Annotated in this window: 17 protein-coding genes and 1 pseudogene; 8 read left to right on the plus strand and 10 right to left on the minus strand. The window is 70.8% G+C overall.

From position 1 onward, the window contains the following. Positions 1-123: 123 nt before the first annotated feature. Complete coding sequence (locus AB0D27_RS36805) at positions 124-1,725, minus strand: ATP-binding protein (RefSeq protein WP_362517459.1); 1,602 nt, start codon at positions 1,723-1,725, stop codon at positions 124-126. Between the two features lie 37 nt (positions 1,726-1,762). Further along, positions 1,763-1,957, minus strand: coding sequence for a hypothetical protein (locus tag AB0D27_RS36810; protein ID WP_362517462.1), 195 nt, complete (start codon positions 1,955-1,957; stop codon positions 1,763-1,765). A gap of 261 nt (positions 1,958-2,218) precedes the next feature. Here AB0D27_RS36810 and AB0D27_RS36815 point away from each other — a divergent pair, with 261 nt between their 5' ends. The 5 genes from AB0D27_RS36815 to AB0D27_RS36835 all read left to right on the plus strand — a co-directional run bounded on the left by AB0D27_RS36815 (position 2,219) and on the right by AB0D27_RS36835 (position 7,580). Further along, positions 2,219-2,611, plus strand: coding sequence for an ankyrin repeat domain-containing protein (locus AB0D27_RS36815; protein ID WP_362517465.1), 393 nt, complete (start codon positions 2,219-2,221; stop codon positions 2,609-2,611). Positions 2,612-2,910: 299 nt separating this feature from the next. Beyond that, positions 2,911-4,329 (plus strand): HEAT repeat domain-containing protein, encoded by a 1,419-nt coding sequence (locus tag AB0D27_RS36820; protein WP_362517468.1) that lies wholly within the window; start codon positions 2,911-2,913, stop codon positions 4,327-4,329. A 139-nt stretch (positions 4,330-4,468) separates the two neighbouring features. Then, a complete protein-coding gene (locus tag AB0D27_RS36825; RefSeq protein WP_362517471.1) occupies positions 4,469-5,593 on the plus strand; it encodes a glycosyltransferase family 1 protein in 1,125 nt (374 codons plus the stop codon). Next, positions 5,590-6,738 (plus strand): glycosyltransferase, encoded by a 1,149-nt coding sequence (locus AB0D27_RS36830; protein WP_362517474.1) that lies wholly within the window; start codon positions 5,590-5,592, stop codon positions 6,736-6,738. Before AB0D27_RS36825 ends, AB0D27_RS36830 begins: the two co-directional genes overlap by 4 nt. Then, positions 6,735-7,580, plus strand: coding sequence for an SGNH/GDSL hydrolase family protein (locus AB0D27_RS36835; RefSeq protein ID WP_362517477.1), 846 nt, complete (start codon positions 6,735-6,737; stop codon positions 7,578-7,580). The genes AB0D27_RS36830 and AB0D27_RS36835 overlap by 4 nt, the downstream gene beginning before the upstream one ends. 24 nt (positions 7,581-7,604) lie before the next feature. Here AB0D27_RS36835 and AB0D27_RS36840 read toward each other — a convergent pair whose 3' ends face one another. Then, a complete protein-coding gene (locus tag AB0D27_RS36840; RefSeq protein WP_362517480.1) occupies positions 7,605-7,910 on the minus strand; it encodes a hypothetical protein in 306 nt (101 codons plus the stop codon). On the opposite strand from AB0D27_RS36840, the pseudogene AB0D27_RS36845 reads away from it, so the two are divergent. Then, a pseudogene (locus tag AB0D27_RS36845) lies at positions 7,852-8,223 on the plus strand (response regulator transcription factor); the annotation flags it as partial. The gene AB0D27_RS36840 and the pseudogene AB0D27_RS36845 overlap by 59 nt on opposite strands. Positions 8,224-8,439: 216 nt before the next feature. Here AB0D27_RS36845 and serA read toward each other — a convergent pair. From serA to AB0D27_RS36875, 6 genes are all read right to left on the minus strand, one after another. Continuing rightward, a complete protein-coding gene (gene serA / locus AB0D27_RS36850) occupies positions 8,440-10,029 on the minus strand; it encodes a phosphoglycerate dehydrogenase (protein ID WP_362517483.1) in 1,590 nt (529 codons plus the stop codon). A gap of 286 nt (positions 10,030-10,315) precedes the next feature. Continuing rightward, complete coding sequence (ilvC, locus tag AB0D27_RS36855) at positions 10,316-11,314, minus strand: ketol-acid reductoisomerase (RefSeq protein WP_362517486.1); 999 nt, start codon at positions 11,312-11,314, stop codon at positions 10,316-10,318. Positions 11,315-11,429: 115 nt separating this feature from the next. Beyond that, positions 11,430-11,960 (minus strand): acetolactate synthase small subunit, encoded by a 531-nt coding sequence (gene ilvN, locus AB0D27_RS36860; protein WP_362517489.1) that lies wholly within the window; start codon positions 11,958-11,960, stop codon positions 11,430-11,432. Positions 11,961-11,980: 20 nt separating this feature from the next. Next, positions 11,981-13,837 carry an acetolactate synthase large subunit gene (locus AB0D27_RS36865; RefSeq protein WP_362517492.1) on the minus strand — a complete coding sequence of 619 codons (1,857 nt, stop codon included), beginning with the start codon at positions 13,835-13,837 and terminating at the stop codon, positions 11,981-11,983. Between the two features lie 227 nt (positions 13,838-14,064). After that, positions 14,065-17,112 carry an EAL domain-containing protein gene (locus AB0D27_RS36870; protein ID WP_362517495.1) on the minus strand — a complete coding sequence of 1,016 codons (3,048 nt, stop codon included), beginning with the start codon at positions 17,110-17,112 and terminating at the stop codon, positions 14,065-14,067. A 399-nt stretch (positions 17,113-17,511) separates the two neighbouring features. After that, on the minus strand, positions 17,512-18,453 hold the full coding sequence (locus tag AB0D27_RS36875) for a 2-hydroxyacid dehydrogenase (protein WP_362517498.1): 942 nt from the start codon (positions 18,451-18,453) through the stop codon (positions 17,512-17,514). Between the two features lie 76 nt (positions 18,454-18,529). On the opposite strand from AB0D27_RS36875, the gene AB0D27_RS36880 reads away from it, so the two are divergent. Together AB0D27_RS36880 and AB0D27_RS36885 are read left to right on the plus strand one after the other, a co-directional pair. After that, entirely contained in the window at positions 18,530-19,528 is a 999-nt protein-coding gene (locus AB0D27_RS36880; RefSeq protein WP_362517501.1) for an aldo/keto reductase, read from the plus strand. Positions 19,529-19,682: 154 nt separating this feature from the next. Continuing rightward, positions 19,683-20,852 carry a PQQ-dependent sugar dehydrogenase gene (locus tag AB0D27_RS36885; protein ID WP_362517504.1) on the plus strand — a complete coding sequence of 390 codons (1,170 nt, stop codon included), beginning with the start codon at positions 19,683-19,685 and terminating at the stop codon, positions 20,850-20,852. 20 nt (positions 20,853-20,872) lie between these two features. Here AB0D27_RS36885 and AB0D27_RS36890 read toward each other — a convergent pair whose 3' ends face one another. Continuing rightward, the gene (locus AB0D27_RS36890) at positions 20,873-21,082 is read right to left on the minus strand and encodes a DUF6191 domain-containing protein (protein ID WP_362517507.1); all 210 of its coding nucleotides are present in this window, start codon (positions 21,080-21,082) and stop codon (positions 20,873-20,875) included. Positions 21,083-21,105: the final 23 nt, after the last annotated feature.

A 21,105-nucleotide genomic window follows, 5' to 3' on the forward strand; every position in this document is an offset into this window, starting at 1 on the left:
GCCCCTCCGGCGCTTGAGGAGCGGGGGTTTGGGGGCGGAGCCCCCAAGGACGATGGGGATCCCCCCGCTCGAGCGAAGCCGAGAGCGGGGGGAGGGTAGCGGCAGCGGGGGCGAAACCGGCTCTCAGCGCTCCGCCACCGCGGCATCCGCGGGCACCGGTTCCGCATCCGCGAGCACCGGTTCCGCATCCGAAGACACCGGTTCCGCGTCCACGGGAGTCGTGCGCTCCGGGAGGAGCTCGAGAACCGCTCGCCGATGCGTCTCACTCGTCGCGTCGTCGTACGGATCCGGCGTGGCCGGAACCTGAAGGCGCAGGACGGGCCCGGCGCCCAACCGGGCATACCCGCGCCCGGGCGGCACGTCACGGGTAGGGGTGGTGTGCGGCGGCGCACCCAGCACCGCTGCCAGCTGCACGGACGACGCGGGCCCGAGCACCACCCGCGCACGGGCGTGCTGCCGCACCGCGTCGCTGAGAAGGTCCACGCACTCCAAATGCTCGGCCACGACGACCGTGACGCCCGCCGCGCGCCCGTGCCGAAGAGGCACCTGAAGCAGGGCTTGGGGGTCGTTGCGGCTGTCTGCGGCGGCGAGAGCACCCAGCGCGGTCGGCCGGTCCAGCAGGATCCACAGCGGGTTCTTGATGTCGTCCGGAGCGGGATGCCCTGCCTGGCGGGCACGGTTCGCGGCGATCAGCCGCCGCTCGGTCTCGTGCGCGGCCCACTCCAGGCTGCCGAGCGCCCCGGCCAGCCCGCACTCGACGGCCAGCACACCGTCCCGCCCGACCAGGCACGCGTATTCGCCGGTGCCGCCGCCCTCGACGATGACGACATCGCCGTACTGGAGGGCCTGCAGGGCGATGGAGCGCATGAGGGTGGTCGTGCCGCTGCCCGGTTCGCCCGCGATCAGCAGATGCGGCTCCGTGGAGCGGACGCCGGTGCGCCAGACGACCGGAGGGACGTCGCGTTGTTCCTCACCGTAGGTGAGAGGGAGCGTGCGCTGGACGTCGGCCGGGTCGGTGAAGCCGAGCACCGTCTCGCCGGGGGCGGTGACGAAGCGCTGGGCGGCGATGTCGGTGGGGAGGGGCGGGAGGACCGTGACGGTGAGTTCGTTGCCCTCCTCGTCCCAGTCGAAGTGGTACTCGCGGCCGCGGCCCGCCTTGGCGTGCAGCAACTGTTCGATCCGCGCGCGGGACTCCGCCTCACCGTCCGTGAAGTACGCCGGGTAGCGGATGAGGAGACGGGACACCCGGCCGTCGTCGTCGAAGTCGTACGAGGTGAAGACCTTCTCCCAGTCGCCGCCGTGGGCGTAGAGGGGAGCGGGGTCCTCGGCCGCCGAAAAATAGGGGACCAGGGCCTCGTACAGCGACTGGAGGCGCCCGATCTGGGCCTCGTCGGGGCCCGTGGGCGCCGCCGGGCCGCGGTCGCGCCCGGTCCAGGCTGCCGCCGCCATCAGGCTGATGACGGCGAGCAGCGGCCCGTACGGCACCAGTGCCACGGTCAGGACCACCGAGGCGACCAGGAACAGCAGCGGCCCGCGCCGGTCCTTGGGGGTGGCCGCCCACTTGCGCCGTCCGACACCTGCCAGCCGGCGCAGTCCACGGGTGATCGTGATCAGCGGGTGGAGGACGTCGGTGGCGCTGTCGGCTGCCGTCCGGGCCAGCTCCCGGCTTCGGGCGATGGGTGCGCTGCCGTTGCTGAGAATGCGGGGGAGGGGGCGCCGGGCCACTGCTGTCTCCTGATGGTGCGTGCGAGGGGGAGGGACGTCAGAACTTGATCCCGCCAAGGAGGCTCGCCAGGCTCTCCCCGCCGGCCTTGATGCTCGGAGCGATGGCTGTGCTCGCGAGATAGAAGCCGAAGAGAACGGAGGTGCAGGCGTGCGAGCCCTTGAGCCCGTCCTTGCGGAAGAAGAGGAAGACGACGGTGCCGAACAGGACGACGCCTGAGATGGACAGAATCATTTGAGCTCTCCTGGTTTGGGGGGACAGTCACCATGAGTTCTTCCAGGATCACAGGATGTATCCATACGATAAAAGGTGCAACTGGGTGAATTTCGGCTGATTCCACTCGGTCGGCGGAGCTGTCCTGCGCCACTTGAGCAGCGACGTTGCGCCCCCAGGGGCATGCAGCGATCTTTGCCGCTGAGGGCGCCCGTCATGTCCCCCCGGAGCCAGTACCCTGGCGATTCACCCGAACGGTTGTAGTGAGAGGCGGTCCGGCCGATGAGTGAAGCCCCCGACCCCGAGGTCGTGGAGCTGGCGACCAAGATCTTCGATCTGGCCCGCCGTGGTGAGACCGAGGCGCTCGTGGCGTATGTCGACGCGGGTGTTCCGGCCAACCTCACCAACGACCGCGGTGACTCGCTCGTGATGCTCGCCGCGTACCACGGCCACGCCGAGGCGGTACGGGCCCTGCTGGAGCGCGGCGCCGAGGCCGACCGCATCAACGACCGGGGCCAGACCCCGCTCGCCGGGGCCGTCTTCAAGGGTGAGGAGGCCGTGATCCGGGTGCTCCTGGACGGCGGCGCCGATCCGGCCGCCGGTACGCCCTCGGCCGTCGACACCGCGCGCATGTTCGGCAAGACGGAACTGCTCGAATTGTTCGGCGCACACTGAGTCGAACGCCTGACCAGGCGAAACGCAAGAAAAAGAGGAGGCGGAACGGGGCCGCCGGAAATACGGTCGCGGCAGGAAGAACTGCCGAGTCATCATGACGACGTGATTCACGGACGTGATGGCCGGGCAGATGTTGCCGCACCGCGCGGGCCGTGACGCGGCCCGCCTGGGCCACCGACGAGAGGCAGAGGAAGATGGTCTACAGCAAGCAAGAAACGGCGGGCGCTCCGACGTGTTGTCACGCGGCCAGGTAATGCAGGACCCCGGTTGCGTCGACGCTTGATGTGAGGCTGTTTCCCATGTTCGATCCGGTCATAGCGCCCAGCGGTACGCTGCTCGGCCTGCTTCAGAGGGGCCGCGGCGACGGCACGCTGCACGCACTCACCGCACCGCGCGCCGAAGCGCTCGCGGCGCTGAACCACTGTGTGCTGAGCGACCCCCGCCACGACTGGCAGGTGGAGAACCGCTCCCTGTACTACGCCCGTCTCTACCTCGATCTGAGCGGTGAGCTCGACGAGATCGAGCGGCACCTCTTCGACGCCGAGGACATCCTCGACGAGTGCGAGTCACGCACGGGGCTCGCCCTCGCGGTCCTCGGGCACCTCGCCTCGTACGGCAGGCGGGACGCCCTCGAACTGCTGCGCAGGTACGCCGCCGTCGGCACCAGTTGGGCCTGGGCCCTCGACGAGCTGGCACTGCGCGACGACGACGCGGGTCTGCGTGCCCTGGCCGCGCCCGTACTCGCCCGCTTCCCGGCCGACGCGGACGGCGAAGCCGCCCTGGCCGCCGCCGTGCGCGACGCCTTCGAACCCCGGCCCTGGCGGCTGTGGGCCCACGATCCGCGCCAATCCATCGGCACGCGCGTGCGTGCCGCCCAGGAAACCGGCTCCTTCGACCAGTGGCAGCGCCAGATGCGACCATCCGGGCCCCGACCCGGTTGGAGCGTGCAGGCGGTCTTCGACTGGGCCCAGCAGGGCATCGAACGCGGAGCCGCGCTGCATGTCCCGGCCGCCCGCTGCCTCACGGCCGTCGCCGGACCCGAAGACCGGCCGGAGATCGTCGAGGCCGCCAGGACCGGCGGCGACGGAGCCCGTTGCACCGCTTTGCGCTATCTCGCCGACGGCAATGATCCGGACGCCCTCGACCTGATCGAGTCAGCCGTGGCCACCGGTTCGACGGTTGTCGTGGAGGCCGCCGTGGACGCCTTCGAGCGGATGCGCAGCGTCGCCGCCGTCAACCGGGCACGTGGCTGGGCGCACCGGCCCGACGCGCTGGGCGCCGCCGCCGGACGGATACTCGCCTGCCGGGGCGGAGCGCAGGACACCGAACTGGTGCTGGGCGCCCTGCGGGAAGCGGTCCGCGGCGAGGGCCCCGACGCGCCGACCCTGTGGACCCTCGTCGACGGCGCCGGCAGGCTCGGCATCGCCTGCGCCGCACCCGTCCTGCGGCACATCTACCGTGAGACCGCCTCATCCCATCTGCGCGGGCGCGCGGCCCGCGCCCTGGCCGCCACCGACCCCTCCTTCCCCGCCGGCTTCGCCGTCGAATGCCTGTGGGACTGCGAGGAGACCACCCGCGAGGTCGCCGCCCGGCACGCCGAGACCGGTGACGCACGGGTAGTGGATCAGCTGCGCCGGCTCGCGGCGGATCCGGCCGAGGAGGCGGACGTCCAAACGGCGGTACGCAGCAGGATCGGGCCCGACATGCCCGCCGTATGAACATGTGGTGACCCGCGAGTCAGGTGGGCATGGACGCGGGCTGACCTGGACCGGTGCGCGGTGCAACGCTCATGGGACGTTCCTCGTCCGGAAAGATCCACGTTGACGCGCCCACGTCCAGCCCGGCGACAACACGGGTATGCGTGTCGTCATCGTGACCGAATCCTTTCCCCCCGATGTGAACGGCGTGGCCCACTGCGCGCTCCAGACCGCCCGGCACCTCGTCGATCGCGGTCACGCTCCCCTCGTCGTCGCCCCGACCACCGCGGCCGGGAGCGGGCCCGACGCCCTCGCGCCGTGCCCCGTCATCCGTGTCCCCTCCCTCCCGCTCCCGGGCTACCCCCAGGTCCGCGTCGCCCTCCCCAGCCGGCGCGTCGCCGCGGCGATCACCGAGCACCGCGCCGACATCGTCCACCTGGCCAGCCCCTTCGTCCTCGGCGTCCGCGGCATGGCGGCCGCCGCCCGGCTCGGCGTCCCCGCCGTGGCCGTCTACCAGACCGACCTCGCCGGATACGCCCGTACGTACATGGGCGCGGGCGAGGCCACCGCATGGCGGCGCATACGCTCCGTGCACGCCGCCGCAGACCGCACCCTCGCCCCGTCCAGCGCCGCGCTGCACGACTTGGAGGCACACGGTGTGCCCCGGGTACGGCTGTGGCCGCGCGGCGTCGACACCCTCCGCTTCCGTCCCGACCGCCGGGACGAGACGCTGCGCCGTGAACTGGCCCCGAACGGCGAGCTGATCGTCGGCTACGTCGGCCGGCTCGCCCCCGAGAAGCAGGTCGAACTGCTCGCCGGAGCCTGCGGGCTGGACGGCGTACGCGTCGTCGTGGTCGGCGACGGACCGAGCGAAACGACTCTGCAGGGCGCTCTTCCCGGCGCCGTCTTCCTCGGCCGCCGTACCGGCGACGAACTCGCCCGGATCTTCGCCTCGTTGGACGTCTTCGTACACACCGGCCCCTTCGAGACCTTCTGCCAGACGGTGCAGGAGGCCATGGCCAGCGGGGTGCCCGTGGTCGCGCCGGCCGCGGGCGGACCGCTCGACCTGGTGGCCCACGGGCGTACGGGGTTGCTGGTCCCGCCGCGCGACGGCGACGCCGTGCGCGACGCCGTGTGGGCCCTCGCCGCCGATCCGGCGCTGCGGGCCGCCTACGGCGCCGCGGGGCGTGCCACGGTCGAGGGCCGAACCTGGGCCGCCGTCGGCGACCAGCTCATCGGGCACTACGCCGACGTGCTCTTTGCGCGGAAGCTGGTGGCGGCATGAGTCTGCGCATCGTACGGCTCGCCAACTTCGTCGCCCCGGCGTCCGGAGGCCTGCGCACCGCGCTGCGGGAGCTGGGCGCCGGCTACCGGGCGGCCGGGCACGAGCCGGTGCTCGTCATTCCCGGTGAGCGCGCGAGCGACCGCGAGACCGAACAGGGGCGGGTGATCACGCTGCCCGGGCCGCTGCTGCCCGGGACCGGCGGCTATCGCGTGCTCACGGACAAGCGGCGGGTGGCCCGGCTCCTGGAGTCGCTCGCCCCCGACCGCCTCGAAGTCTCCGACCGCACCACCCTGCGCTGGACCGGAGTGTGGGCACGCCGGTCCCGGGTGCCCGCCGTCATGGTCTCCCACGAGACCGCCGACGGGGTGCTGCGGACCTGGGGGTTGCCTGAGGGGATGGCCCGACGCACCGCCGACGCCCTCAACATCCGTACGGCGCACACCTACTCGCGGGTCGTGTGCACTACGGAGTTCGCGGAGCGCGAGTTCGTGCGCATCGGCGCCCGCAATGTCGTACGCGCCCCCCTGGGCGTCGATCTGGTGGGGCGCCACCCCGCGTTGCGCGATCCGGGCGTGCGCGCCCGCCACGCGCGCCCGGACGAGGCGCTGCTCGTGATGTGCTCCCGGCTGTCCGTCGAGAAGCGGCCGGGTACGGCGCTCGACGCGCTGGAGGCGCTGTTGCGGCGCGGAGAGCGGGCCGTGCTCGTGGTCGCCGGGGACGGACCGCTGCGGGGCCGCCTCGAACAGCGCGCGCGGGAGCGCAGGCTGCCCGTCACCTTCCTCGGACACGTCGCCGACCGCGCGCTGCTCGGCGCGCTTCAGGCCTCCGCCGATGTATGCCTGGCACCCGGGCCCGCCGAGACCTTCGGACTCGCCGCCCTGGAGGCGATGGCCTGCGGTACGCCCGTGGTCGCCAGCGCGCTGTCCGCCCTGCCCGAGATCGTGGGCTCCGCCGGGGCCACCGCGGCGGACAGCGGGGACGCCTTCGCGGACGCGGTACGGCTGCTGCTCGGGCGGCCCGAGCGCAGGGAAGCCGCACGCGCGCGTGCCGAGTGTTTCGGCTGGGGCGCCGCGGTGGCGGGCTTCCTCGCCGCGCACGACGCAGAGGTCCAGGTACGGCCGCGCCTGCAGGAGGGCGTCGGATGAGACCGCTGCGGTTCGTGGCCCTCGGGGACTCGCTCACGGAAGGCGTGGGCGACCCCGTGGGGGAGGGCTGGCGGGGCTGGGCCGGGCTGCTCGCCGGCGGCCTCGACGCCTGCGTCGAGTTCACCAACCTCGCGGTGAGCGGGGCCCAGACGCGCGACGTGGTGGAGCGGCAGACCCCGGCGGCGCTGGCCCTGCGGCCCGACGTGGTGTCCGTCGTGATCGGCGTGAACGACACCCTGCGGTGCACCTTCGACATCCACGCCGTGGCCGCGCGGCTCGACGAGGTGTACGCGGCTTTCCGGGCACAGGACGCCGTACTGCTGACCGCCTGTCTGCCGGACCCCGGTGCGATGCTCGGGCTGCCCGGCGCGCTGGCACGCCCGCTGGCCCGGCGGCAGCGGGCCGTCAACACCGTCGTCCACGCGTTGTCCGAGCGCTACGGCGCGGTGCACCTGCACGCGGCGGAGGGCGCATGGCTGACCGACCGCGCGATGTGGAGCGCGGACCGGCTGCACCCGGGGGAGCGGGGACACCGGCAACTCGCCGTCCGCTTCCACGCGGTGCTCGCCCGGGAGGGCATCGCCACCGGGGCGGCGCCCTCGGCCGAACCCGAGTTTCCCGCGCCCACGCGGTCGGCCGGACTGTGGTGGCTGGCCACCGCGGGGACGGGCTGGGTGGCCCGGCGCTGCACCGACCTGCTGCCGCAGCTGCTCACCCTCGCCGCCGACGAGGTACGCCACCGGGCGCGCGGCACCAGCGCGCGTCTCGACCTGAGCGCCTCGCACGCCGTCGCGTCCGCGCTGGCCGCCCTTTCGGTGGCCGAACAGCCGGACGTGGCATGAGGTTCAGGGCAGGCGGCAAGGACCTCAGCGGCGGCACACGACCGTGAAGCGGACCGGCGTGCCCGGAACCGCTTGAGCCGCCGCAGCGAGGTCGCTCTCACGCACGACCGCGATCACCGGATACCCCCCGGTGGTCGGATGGTCGGCGAGAAAGACGACCGGTCTGCCGTCCGGCGGTACTTGGACGGCGCCCAGCACCATGCCCTCACTGGGGAGTTCGCCGGAAACGGCCCTCTCCAGTGAGGGCCCTTCCGTGCGCAGGCCGATGCGGTTGCTCGCGGCCGGCCTCCGTGCGGAAGCCGCCGAGCAGGCGCGGGCGGTCCGCGACACCGCCGTACACCTGGGTGCCGTGCCGCTGCGCGAGGCGGTGGACGCCCTGATCCGGCGCGGCCGCCTCGCCGAGTCACCGCCCGACGCGGGCCGCGTCCCTGTACTGACCGCCCGCGAGAGCGATGTCCTCCGTCTGCTCGTCCGTGGCCGGACCAACCGCCAGATCGGCGAGGAACTGTTCATCACCGGCAAGACGGCGAGCGTCCATGTGTCCAACATCCTGGCGAAGTTGGGCGCCGCGAGCCGCACCGAGGCAGTGTCGATCGCCTACCGCGAGGGCCTGATCGATCCCGCGCCGACGCCTTCGCCATGAGGACGCGCCAAACGCCAAAACGCCGGGCGGGCTGAGATGTCAGCCTGTCCGGCGTCTGAGCACGAGCGAGTCAGCGCGATACGAGGTCGACCTGGTCCGCAGCGATGGCTTCTCACACCGGCGGGCTGAGAGGTCAGCCCGTCCGGCGTTTGAGGACGAGGCCGTCCAGGCCGATAGGAGGGCCTGGGGGCAGAGCCCTCAGTGGGTCGGGCAGCCTCAGACGAGGTTGACCGAGCGAGCCGACGTCGCGCCGATCTCCTCGGCGACCTCGGTGAGAACAGCCTGCGGGACCGTGTCGTCGACGGTGAGGACCGCGAGGGCCTCGCCGCCGGCCACCGCGCGGGCGACCTGCATGCCGGCGATGTTGATGCCCGCCTCGCCGAAGATACGGCCGACGGTGCCGACGACGCCGGGGCGGTCCTCGTAGGCCAGCACGACCATGTGGTCGGCGAGCGCGAGGTCCACGTCGTACTCGCCGACAGCGACGATCTTCTGCAGGTGCTTGGGGCCCGCGAGGGTGCCGGAGACCGAGACCTCCTGGCCGTCGCCGAGCGTGCCGCGCACGGTGACGACATTGCGGTGGTCCGGGGACTCCGAGCTGGTGGTCAGCCGGACCTCGACACCGCGCTCCTGCGCGAACAGGGGGGCGTTGACGTACGACACCGTCTCGTCGACGACGTCCTCGAAGACACCCTTCAGCGCCGACAGCTCCAGCACCTTCACATCGTGCTGGGTGATCTCGCCGTACACCTCGACGTCGAGGCGGACCGCGACCTCGCTCGCGAGGGCGGTGAAGATGCGGCCGAGCTTCTCGGCGAGCGGCAGGCCCGGCTTGACGTCCTCGGCGATGACGCCGCCCTGGACGTTCACCGCGTCCGGGACCAGCTCGCCGGCGAGGGCGAGGCGGACCGAGCGGGCGACGGCGATACCGGCCTTCTCCTGCGCCTCGTCCGTGGAGGCGCCGAGGTGCGGGGTGCAGACGACTTCGTCGAGCTCGAAGAGCGGGGAGTCCGTGCAGGGCTCCTTCGCGTACACGTCGAGGCCGGCACCGGCGACGCGGCCCTCCTTGAGCGCCGAGTACAGCGCCTCCTCGTCGACGATCCCGCCGCGCGCGGCGTTGACGATGCGCACCGACGGCTTGACCTTGTGCAGCGCCTCGTTGCCGATGAGACCGAGGGTCTCGGGGGTCTTGGGCAGGTGCACGGTGATGAAGTCGGAGACCTCGAGCAGCTCGTCGAGGGACAGCACCTTGACGCCCATCTGCGCGGCTCGGGCAGGCTGGACGTAGGGGTCGTACGCGACGACCTTCATGCCGAACGCCGACATGCGCTGCGCGACCAGCGCGCCGATGCGGCCGAGGCCGACGACACCGAGGGTCTTCTCGGCGAGCTCGACACCCGTGTACTTCGAGCGCTTCCACTCGCCGTTCTTCAGCGCGGTGTTGGCCTGCGGAATGTGGCGCGCGGTGGCCAGGAGCAGACCGCAGGCCAGCTCGGCGGCGGTCACGATGTTCGAGGTGGGGGCGTTGACGACCATCACGCCGGCCTTGGTGGCCGCGGAGACGTCGACGTTGTCCAGGCCGACGCCGGCCCGCGCGACGACCTTCAGCTTCTTCGCGGCGGCCACGGCCTCCGCGTCGACCTTGGTGGCGGAGCGGATCAGGATCGCGTCGACATCGGCGATCGCGGGCAGCAGTTCGGCGCGGTCCGCGCCGTTCGCGTGCCGGATCTCGAAGTCCGGGCCCAGGGCGTCGACGGTCGCGGGCGACAGCTCTTCAGCGATGAGTACGACAGGTTTCGAGCTCACGTGAGTCCTCACAGGTCCAATGCGGACGGCCGTCCCGACGGCCGCAGGCGGTGGAGGGTTGTAGCGGCCCCGCGGGGTCGCTTGAGCCGCGTGGAAGACGCACGACGCTGTGGGCCTGACGCGTATGTAGTACGGCAGTGTAGTGGCGCCGGGCCGGTCGCCTTGCGCCTCCGCGGAAGGATCACCCGTCCGTGGCTGGACGGGATGGACAACGCCGCGTTGTCGGCGTTACCCGGGGTTCGACGAAGGGGCCGGCGCGTTCCCGCCCCGGCCCCTCGTCTGCGGCTTACGCCTCGTCGTTGACCCAGCTCATGAGCTTGCGCAGCTCCTTGCCCGTGGTCTCCAGGAGGTGGTTCTCGTCCTGGGTCTTGTACTCGTTGTACTTCTTCAGACCGGAGTGGTACTCGTCCATCCAGTTCTTGGCGAACGTGCCGTCCTGGATCTCGGCGAGGACCTTCTTCATCTCGGCCTTGGTGGCGTCCGTGATGATGCGCGGGCCGGTGATGTAGTCGCCCCACTCGGCGGTCTCGGAGACGGACCAGCGCATCTTCTCCAGGCCGCCCTCGTACATGAGGTCGACGATGAGCTTCAGCTCGTGGAGGCACTCGAAGTACGCGATCTCCGGCTGGTAGCCGGCCTCGGTCAGCGTCTCGAAGCCCGCCTTGACCAGCGCGGCCGTACCACCACAGAGGACGGCCTGCTCACCGAACAGGTCGGTCTCGGTCTCCTCGGTGAAGGTCGTCTTGATGACGCCCGCGCGGGTGCCGCCGATGCCCTTGGCGTACGAGAGAGCGAGCGCGAAGGCGTTGTTGGTCGCGTCCTGCTCGACGGCCGCGATGCAGGGAACGCCGCGACCCTCCTCGTACTGGCGGCGGACGAGGTGGCCCGGGCCCTTGGGGGCGACCATGGCGACGTCGACACCGGCCGGGGGCTTGATGAAGCCGAAGCGGATGTTCAGGCCGTGGCCGAAGAACAGCGCGTCGCCGTCCTTGAGGTTGTCCTTGATGGACTCCTCGTAGACCTGGGCCTGGATCGGGTCCGGCACCAGGATCATGATGACGTCGGCCTCGGCGGCGGCCTCCGACGGCGTCACCACGCGCAGGCCCTGCTCCTCGGCCTTCGCCTTGGACTTCGAGCCCTCGTGCAGACCGACGCGGACGTCGACACCCGAGTCGCGCAGCGACAGCGCGTGGGCGTGGCCCTGGCTGCCGTAGCCGATGACCGCGACCTTGCGGCCCTGGATGATGGACAGGTCGGCGTCGTCGTCGTAGAACAGCTCGGCCACTGGGGTTCTCCTTGGTGTGCGGTGTTGCGTCCCACCGTACGGCGGGCGGGGGAAGGGAAGTTTTCGGGTCTCGGTATACGGGCGGTCGGCGATCACCGGCCGCCCGTATCAAGACTCAGGCAGATCGGTCGAGCGCGCGCAGCGACCGGTCCGTAATGGAACGCGCCCCGCGTCCGATCGCGATCGTGCCGGACTGGACCAGCTCCTTGATGCCGTACGGCTCCAGCATCTTGAGCATGGCGGACAGCTTGTCGCTGCTGCCGGTGGCCTCGATGGTGACGGCCTCCGGGGAGACGTCGACGGTCTTGGCGCGGAACAGCTGGACGATCTCGACGATCTGGGAGCGCGTCTCGTTGTCGGCGCGCACCTTCACCAGAACGAGTTCGCGCTGAACGGCCGAGGCCGGCTCCAGCTCGACGATCTTCAGGACGTTGACGAGCTTGTTGAGCTGCTTGGTGACCTGTTCGAGCGGCAGCTCCTCGATCACGTTCACCACGATGGTGATGCGGGAGATGTCGGGATGCTCGGTGACACCGACGGCGAGGGAGTCGATGTTGAAGCCGCGCCGGGAGAACAGGGCGGTGATCCGGGCGAGGACACCTGGCTTGTTCTCGACGAGGACGGAGAGGGTGTGCTTGCTGCTCATGGTGGTGACTCGGCTCTCTCTCAGTCGTCTTCGTTGTCGCCGAAGTCGGGGCGGACGTCCCGGGCGGCCATGATCTCGTCGTTCGAGGTGCCGGCGGCGACCATCGGCCACACCATCGCGTCCTCGTGGACGATGAAGTCGATCACGACGGGGCGGTCGTTGATCGAGTTCGCCTCTTCGATGACCTTGTCGAGGTCGTCCGGGGATTCGCAGCGGATGGCGTAGCAGCCCATGGCCTCCGACAGCTTCACGAAGTCGGGGACCCGGGTGCCCGCGCTCGGCTCCTTGCCGCTCGCCTCGGGGCCCGAGTGCAGCACGGTGTTGGAGTAGCGCTGGTTGTAGAAGAGGGTCTGCCACTGGCGGACCATCCCGAGGGCGCCGTTGTTGATGATGGCGACCTTGATCGGGATGTTGTTCAGGGCGCAGGTGGTGAGCTCCTGATTGGTCATCTGGAAGCAGCCGTCGCCGTCGATCGCCCAGACCGTACGGTCCGGCCGACCGGCCTTGGCGCCCATCGCGGCCGGGACCGCGTAGCCCATCGTTCCGGCGCCGCCCGAGTTCAGCCAGGTCGCGGGCTGCTCGTACTGGACGTAGTGCGCGGCCCACATCTGGTGCTGGCCGACGCCCGCGGCGAAGATCGTGCCCTCCGGCGCGAGCTGCCCGATGCGCTCGATGACCTGCTGGGGCGACAGGGAGCCGTTGTCCGGCTGCTCGTAGCCCAGCGGGTACGTCTCGCGCCAGCGGTTCAGGTCCCTCCACCAGGCGGTGTAGTCGCCGGCGTGACCCTCGCTGTGCTCCTTCTGCACGGCCTGGACCAGGTCGGCGATGACCTCGCGGGCGTCACCGACGATCGGCACGTCGGCGGCCCGGTTCTTGCCGATCTCGGCCGGGTCGATGTCGGCGTGGACGATCTTGGCGTACGGGGCGAAGCTGTCCAGCTTGCCGGTGACGCGGTCGTCGAAGCGGGCTCCGAGGGCGACGATCAGGTCGGCCTTCTGCAGCGCGGTGACGGCGGTGACCGCACCGTGCATGCCCGGCATTCCCACGTGCAGCGGGTGGCTGTCGGGGAATGCGCCGAGCGCCATCAGGGTGGTGGTGACGGGCGCTCCGGTGAGTTCTGCGAGGACCTTCAGCTCGGCGGTGGCGTTCGCCTTGAGGACGCCGCCGCCGACGTACAGCACCGGCCGCTTGGCCTGGATGATCAGCTTGGCGGCCTCGCGGATCTGCTTGGCGTGCGGCTTGGTCACCGGGCGGTAGCCGGGCAGGTCCTGGGTGGGCGGCCACTGGAAGGTGGTCTGCGCCTGGAGGGCGTCCTTGGCGATGTCGACCAGGACGGGGCCCGGGCGGCCGGTGGAGGCGATGTGGAAGGCCTCCGCGATCGTCCGCGGGATGTCCTCGGCCTTGGTCACCAGGAAGTTGTGCTTGGTGATCGGCATCGTGATGCCGACGATGTCCGCCTCCTGGAAGGCGTCCGTGCCGATCGCCTTGGACGCCACCTGCCCGGTGATCGCCACGAGCGGCACCGAGTCCATGTGCGCGTCGGCGATGGGCGTGACCAGATTGGTGGCGCCGGGGCCGGAAGTCGCCATGCAGACGCCGACCTTGCCGGTGGCCTGCGCGTAGCCGGTGGCCGCGTGCCCGGCGCCCTGCTCGTGCCGCACGAGCACGTGCCGCACGCGCGTGGAGTCCATCAGCGGGTCGTAGGCCGGAAGGATCGCACCGCCGGGAATGCCGAATACCGTGTCGGCCCCGACTTCCTCGAGAGAACGGATGAGGGACTTCGCACCCGTCACGTGCTCGGGCGCGGACTGCTGTCCTCCGGAACGGGGCCGCGGCTGCGGATGATGGGCCCCGGTGGCCTGCTCGGTCATCGGCATTCTCTTCTCGATGCTGAGGGTTTATGCGAGTTTTGTGCGGTGTACGACTAGTGCCTGTGCAACAAAAAACCCCTCGTGCCGTGAGGCAAGCGAGGGGAGCGCGCCGGGTGCGGTCGCTGGGTGTTCCGGATCCGTCCGGTGGCCACCAAGCTTCAGCCGACGCGCTTTCCAAGTACGAGAATTCGGGTGCGCATGGCATTGACCCTCCCCCCGGCACGCACTGACTGTCAAGTGGGTGGGACGGGAGTCTCATTATGTGAGCGGAGGGCCGTACCGCCTCCAAAAACAGCGGGCACACCAGTCGTATACACCCCGGCGCCGCCGCCCGCGAACGCGGGCTCCACCGGACCGTGCGGAACCGGATAATGGCCGGAAGACAGCGCTCTGCGCAGCCGGTACTCGTCCAGCGGCCCGGAGAACGCCATGCCCTGCCCGTGCGTGCAGCCCATCGCGCGCAGGGCGATGACCTGCTCCGGAAGGTCCACCCCGTCGGCCACGGACTGCAGCCCGAGGTCGGTGGCGATCCGCAGCAGCCCACTGGTGATCTTGTGCAGCCGGGCGGACTCGACGACACCCTCGACGAGACTCCTGTCGAGTTTGAGCACGTCGATGGGGAGCCTTCTGAGGGCCGTTATGGCGGCATAACCGCTGCCGAAACCGTCCAGGGCGATCCGGACGCCGAGCCGCCGCAGGGCGTTCAGCCGGCGCTCCAGCTCGTCCAGGGAAAGGCGGGGGTCGGTGTCGGACAGCTCGATGACCAGGTCGCCGGAAGCCAGCCCGTGCCGCACGAGCAGGGCCTCCACGGAGCCGAGGGGCCCCGAGCGGTCCAGCAGCCGTCGCGCGTTCATCCGGACGGCGACGGGCACCGTGATGCCCGCGGCGGCGCGCTGGGCAGCCTGCTCGACGGCTTCTTCGAGCATCCAGCGGCCCAGCTCGGCGGTCTTGTCGCTGTCCTCGGCGACGCGCAGGAACTCGGCGGGCGTGAACAGCACCCCCTGGGAGGAGCGCCAGCGCGCCTGCGCGGTGAGCGAGGTGATCCGGCCGTTCTCGAGCGACACCACGGGCTGGTGCAGCAGCGCGAACTCGCCGCCCCGCAGCGCGGAGCGCAGTCTGGTCGCCAGCTCCGCCTTTCGTACGACGTCTTGCTGCATCTGGGGCGCGTACAGCTCGACACGTCCCTTGCCCGCCGCCTTGGCGCGGTACATGGCCAGGTCGGCGTTGCGCTGCAGTTCGCCCGCGCCCAGGCCGGGTTCGGCGAACGCGACGCCGATGGACGCGGCCACCCGGACATCGTTGCTGTCGATGGTGTACGGCTGCGAGAGGGTGATCCGCAGCCGGTCGGCGAGCTCCATGATGTGACCCTCGCGTGCGGTGTGGTCACGGGCGCCGTCGCCGACGATCAGCGCCGCGAACTCGTCGCCGCCGAGGCGGGCGGCCGTGTCGCCCTGCCGCACGGAGTCCTGGAGTCTGCGGGCGGCCTGGACGAGGAGCTCGTCGCCGGCCTGGTGCCCGATCGTGTCGTTGACGGCCTTGAAGCCGTCCAGGTCGATGAAGAGAACGGCCGTGCCGCGGTCGGAGGAACGGCGTCCGGAGAGCGCCTGCTGCACGCGCCGGGTGAACAGCGCGCGGTTGGGCAGGTCGGTGAGCGGGTCGTGCTCGGCGTTGTGCTGGAGCTGCGCCTGCAGGCGCACCCGTTCGGTCACGTCACGGCTGTTGAAGATGAGGCCACCGTGGTGCCGGTTGACGGTGGACTCCACATTGAGCCAGCCGCCGTCGCCGGACCGGAAACGGCACTCGATGCGTGTGGTGGGCTCCTCGGCGGGACTGACGGCCAGGAAGCGCCGTACTTCGTGAACCACGCAGCCGAGGTCTTCGGGGTGGATGAGCGCGGCGAGCTCGGAGCCGACCAGTTCGTCGGCGTCGCGTCCGTACACACCGGCGGCGGCCGGGCTGACGTACCTCAGGATGCCGTTCGGTGCGGCGATCATGATGACGTCGCTGGAGCCCTGCACCAGGGAACGGAAGTGGTTCTCCTTCTGCGCCAGCTCCTGGGTGAGGGTGATGTTGTCGAGCAGCATGATGCCCTGGCGCACGACGAGGGCGAGCACGACGAGCCCGGCGGTGATGAGCACCACGCGGTCCACGTTGCGGCCGTTGAGGACGTTGTAGAGGATCCCCAAGGTACAGACGGCGGCGGCCAGATAGGGGGTGAGCGCGGCCAGCGACCCGGCGATCGGACGCGTGGCCGGGTATCGGCTGTGGCCCGCCTGCTGGAGGTGCACGTGCACGTGTCCCCCCTGTTGTTCCTCTTGCCCTGGCGTCTGCTGTACGTGCTGCTGTTCGCGTCCGCGCCGCGTTTCCGGCGCTTGTTTTCCGTGCTGCTCTTCTTGGCGATGTTCTTCTTGGCGCTGTTCTTCTTGGCGCTGTCCTGGGATGTGCTCGTGCACCACGCGCGCGTGCCCGTCGTCGTCCGACTGACCGTGCCGGGTGCCGACCCACGGCGCGTACGCGAGGAGGAGTGAGCCGGCGAACCAGCCCGCGTCGAGCAGCTGCCCCGAGTGGTAGCTGTTGTGCAGGAGGGGCGAGGTGAACAGGGCGTCGCACATCACGGTCAGGGCGAGCGCGCCGATCGCCGTGTTCACCGCGGAGCGGTTCACCGACGAGCGTCTGAAGTGCAGCGCGAGCACCATGCTGACCAGCGCGATGTCCAGCAGCGGGTACGCCAGCGACAGCGCGGTGTGCGCGACGCTCGGCCCGTCGAACTTCGCCGCCTGGGCGAGCGCGAGACTCCAGGACAGCGTGAGCAGCGAGCCGCCGATCAGCCAGGCGTCCAGCGCGAGGCACACCCAACCCGCCTTGGTGACGGGCCTCTTGGCGAGCACGAGCAGTCCTACGATGGCGGGCGGGGCGAAGCACAGGAAGAACAGGTCGGCGTAGCTGGGGCTGGGCACTGGGCGGTCCAGGACGACCTCGTACCACCCCCAGACCAGATTCCCGAGCGAGGCCATGGCGGAGGAGAGTGCGAACAGCAGCCATGCGGGGCGAAAGCGGCTGCGGCGGTTGCGGGCGTGCAGGAAGCAGGAGACCGCCGCGGTGCCCGCCGCGGCGCTCAGCCCGAAGTCGCCCATGATCAGCGCGAGACTCGCAGAGCCCCATCCGAGCGCGGAACCGACGGCGTATCCCGTGCACACCAGGGCCAGTACGAGTTGCGAGAGCAGGCCCGTCCCGCCGCCGAAGGCCGGCCGACGGGTCAACAGCGCCACTGGGGAGCTCACGGGGCCCACCCGGTCCGCACGCCGGGGTCCCGCTGGTCCCCATGCGCCGGGTGCGCATGCCTGCGGCGGCCGCTGTGCCTGCGGTGCTGATGGCCACCATGGCCGCCGTGGGCGCGTCTGCTCGTGGCCGCGCGCCAGGGTCGTCGTCGGCGGTCCCGCCGCGTCGGATCGTTGGTCCATAGGCCGTGCATCGCCCGTCGCCCCCCTCGCAGTCTGCATGTCCATCCCCGGCGCCGAACGATGCGCGGCGCAGCCCCTGTCGGGACGATACACCAGTCTCGTCACTCAGGGACATAGTTCCTCTACGCTCCGTGACGACCAGGGACGATGTCGGAACTGCCCGCATTCAAGGAACTGCGGAGGGTGCTCGAAGCGGACGTGGAGCGAACGGGGCGTGTCTCAGGCGCCGGTGGTAAGGACCACGTTCCGCAGCGGCTCCCGGTTCACGAAGCGGTGCAACTGGTCCACCAGGAGCCGCTTGGCGCGCGGCAGGAACGCCGAGGTGGGCCCGCCGACATGGGGGCTGATGAGCAGGCCGGGCGCGTGCCACAAGGGGTGTCCCGCCGGCAGCGGCTCGGGGTCGGTGACGTCCAGGGCGGCCGTGATGCGCCCGCTCTCCAGCTCGGCGAGGAGCGCCTTGGTGTCGACGACGGGGCCGCGGGCGACGTTCACGAGGAGCGCGCCGTCCTTCATCCGGGCCAGGAAGTCGGAGTTCACCAGGCCACGCGTGCTGTCCGTCAGAGGCGTGGAGAGCACCACGATGTCGGCCTCGGGGAGCAGGGCGGGCAGTTCCGTGAGCGGATGCACCAGACCGCGCGCCGTGGTGCGCTTGGAGCGCGCGACGCGCGCCACCCGCGCGAGCTCGAAGGGCGCGAGCCGGTCCTCGATGGCCGAGCCGATCGACCCGTATCCCACGATGAGGACGGACTTGTCGGCCAGCGCGGGATAGAAGCCCGAGCGCCACTCCTCCTTGTCCTGGCCCCGTACGAAGCCGGGGATGCCCCGCAGTGAGGCGAGGATCAGGGTGAGGGCGAGCTCCCCGGTGCTTGCCTCGTGCACTCCGCGCGCGTTGCACAGCCGCACGCCCGGTCGCAGGAACTTCAGGCTCGGCAGGACGTGATCGACACCGGCGGAGAGCGTCTGCACGGCCTGAACCGACGACATTTCGGTCATCGGCCGCCGCGAGACGACGGGCGGCTTCATATAGGGCACGACATAGAACGCGCAGTCGCCCGGATCCGCGGGAAACTCCTGGTCACCGTCCCAGAAGCGATAGTTGAGGCCGTCGGGGAGACCGTCGATCTCTTCGGCGTGAATCGGGAGCCACACATCGGGAGTCATGGTCAGGAGGCTATGCCAGGCATCCGCAGGCGCAGAGGTTAGGTTGGGGTGCCAGCAAAGGGAGGATCACGGCCAGGTGGAGCGCAGGACGATCGGGGCGGCGGCGCTCGAAGTGGGGGCGGTCGGGCTCGGGTGCATGCCGATGAGCTGGGCGTACACCGGTTCACGGCAGCGCGGCGAGGACTCGCTCCGCGCGGTGCACGCGGCGCTCGACAGAGGTACGACACTGCTCGACACGGCCGATATGTACGGTCCCTTCACCAATGAGCTGCTGCTGGGGCGGGTACTGAAGGAGCGGCGCTCCGAGGCCTTCGTGTCGACCAAGGTCGGCCTGCTGGTGGGCGAGCAGCACATCGTGGCCAATGGCCGCCCCGGCTATGTGAGGCGGGCATGCGACGCGTCGCTGCGCCGCTTGCAGACGGACGTGATCGACCTCTATCAGTTGCACCGCGCGGATCCGGAGGTTCCGGTCGAGGAGACCTGGGGCGCGATGGCCGAGCTCGTGTCGGCCGGAAAGGTGCGGTCGCTCGGGATGTGCGCGGTGGGTGCCCGCTCGGCCCGCCGCACGGGGGCGCGGCTGCATGACGGAACGATCCGGCAGCTGGAGCGGGTGCAGCAGGTCTTCCCGGTGAGCGCCGTGGAGGCCGAGCTGTCGGTGTGGTCGGCCCAGGCGCTGGACGCGCTGCTGCCGTGGTGCGCGGCGCGCGGGGTCGGCTTCCTGGCCGCGATGCCGCTCGGCAACGGCTTCCTGACCGGCACGCTGATCCCCGGCGAGGGCTTCGAGCCGGACGACGTGCGCGCCCGCCACCCTCGCTTCACCGCCGAGATGATGGCCGCGAACCAGCCCATCGTCGCCGGGCTGCGGCGCATCGCCCGGCGGCACGGGGAAGGGGTCACGCCCGCGCAGGTGGCGCTGGCGTGGGTGCTGGCGCAGGGGCCGCACGTGGTCCCGGTGCCGGGGGCCAAGCGGGAGCGCTGGGTCACCGAGAACGCGGGGGCGGCCGGCCTGCGGCTGACCGCTGTGGACCTCGCGGAGGTGGCGGGGCTGCCCGGGGCGCTGGGCTCCTGGGACTGAGACCGCGCGAATGGGACTGAGACCGCGCGGATCACGTAGGGACAGTTTGGGCGCGGCAATCCCCGCACCCCGCGATACGGGATTCGTTGATCGGGAACCCGTGGGACGCGAGCGGTGTATGAACAGAGGGACCGCCGCGTCGAAGGGAACCCTGATGGTGCAACGTCGAGTCGTGACAGCCGTGTTGGCCACGGCCGCGCTCGTGGTGACGGCCGGCTGTTCCTCCGGGGGCGGGGGATCACCGGGCGGCAGGAGCGCGTTTCCGAGCGCCGGGAGTACGAAGCCGGGGTCGTCGTCCTCCGCACAGGCCGCCGAGGAGACGCCACCCGCCAAGGGCTCGGTGAAGGTCGTGCGCACCGTCACCGAGGACCTCAAAACCCCCTGGGGCCTCGCACCGCTGCCCGAGGGCGGTCTGCTGGTGTCCTCGCGGGACGAGGGGACGATCACACGGATCGACGAGAAGACCGGCAAGAAGACGGAGCTGGGCGACGTTCCGGGGGTGGCCCCCGCGGGAGAGGGCGGCCTCATGGGCATCGCGCTCTCCCCCGGCTACGCCTCCGACCACATGATCTACGCCTACTTCACGACGGCCTCGGACAACCGCATCGTCCGCATGCTGTACGACGAGAAGAAGCCGCCCGGGGAGCAGCTGGGCGCCCCGGACACCATCTTCAAGGGCATCCCCAAGGGAATGATCCACAACGGCGGCCGGATCGCGTTCGGTCCGGACAAGATGCTGTACGCGGGCGCGGGTGAGACAGGTGACCGGGGACTGGCCCAGGACAAGAAGGCGCTGGGCGGCAAGATCCTGCGGATGACTGCGGACGGCGAGCCCGCGCCGGGCAACCCGTTCGGCGACTCGGTCGTCTACTCGTACGGGCATCGCAATGTGCAGGGCCTCGCCTGGGACGACAAGCAGCGCCTGTGGGCCTCCGAGTTCGGCCAGGACACCTGGGACGAGCTGAACCAGATCAAGCCGGGCGACAACTACGGCTGGCCGGTGGTCGAGGGCAGGAGCGACAACCCCAAGTACCACAATCCCGTCGCCCAGTGGCACACCGACGATGCCTCCCCCAGCGGCATCGCCTACGCCGAGGGCTCCATCTGGATGGCGGGCCTCAAGGGCGAACGCCTGTGGCGCATCCCCCTGAACGGCACGAAGGCCTCCGCCGCCCCCGAGGCCTTCCTCAAGGGCAAGTACGGCCGCCTGCGCACGGTCGTCTCCGCGGGCGGCGACAAACTCTGGCTGACGACCAGCGAGACGGACGGCCGCGGCAGCCCGGGGAAGGGGGACGACCGGATCCTGGAGCTGGAGGTGAAGTAGCGCAGACGTCGGCGGACGCGTCAGGTCTCGTCCGGCTGCGTCTCGTGCTCCGGCTGCTCCTGCTGCTCCGGCTTCGGCGGCCGTACGACCACCTTGCCCGAGGACAGGTCTATGGGGCCGCGGCCCGGGTCGCCGTCGTTCAGGTCCACGCGCGTCAGTTCCAGTCGCTTGCGTTCGTCGTCGGTGTGCTTGCGGCCTGGTGCGAACAGTTCCTCGAACATGTTGAACACGGCGCCTCCCTCGGCCCGGATCC

Origin of the sequence: Streptomyces sp. NPDC048415, assembly GCF_040651675.1 — a bacterium.
Taxonomy (GTDB): domain Bacteria; phylum Actinomycetota; class Actinomycetes; order Streptomycetales; family Streptomycetaceae; genus Streptomyces.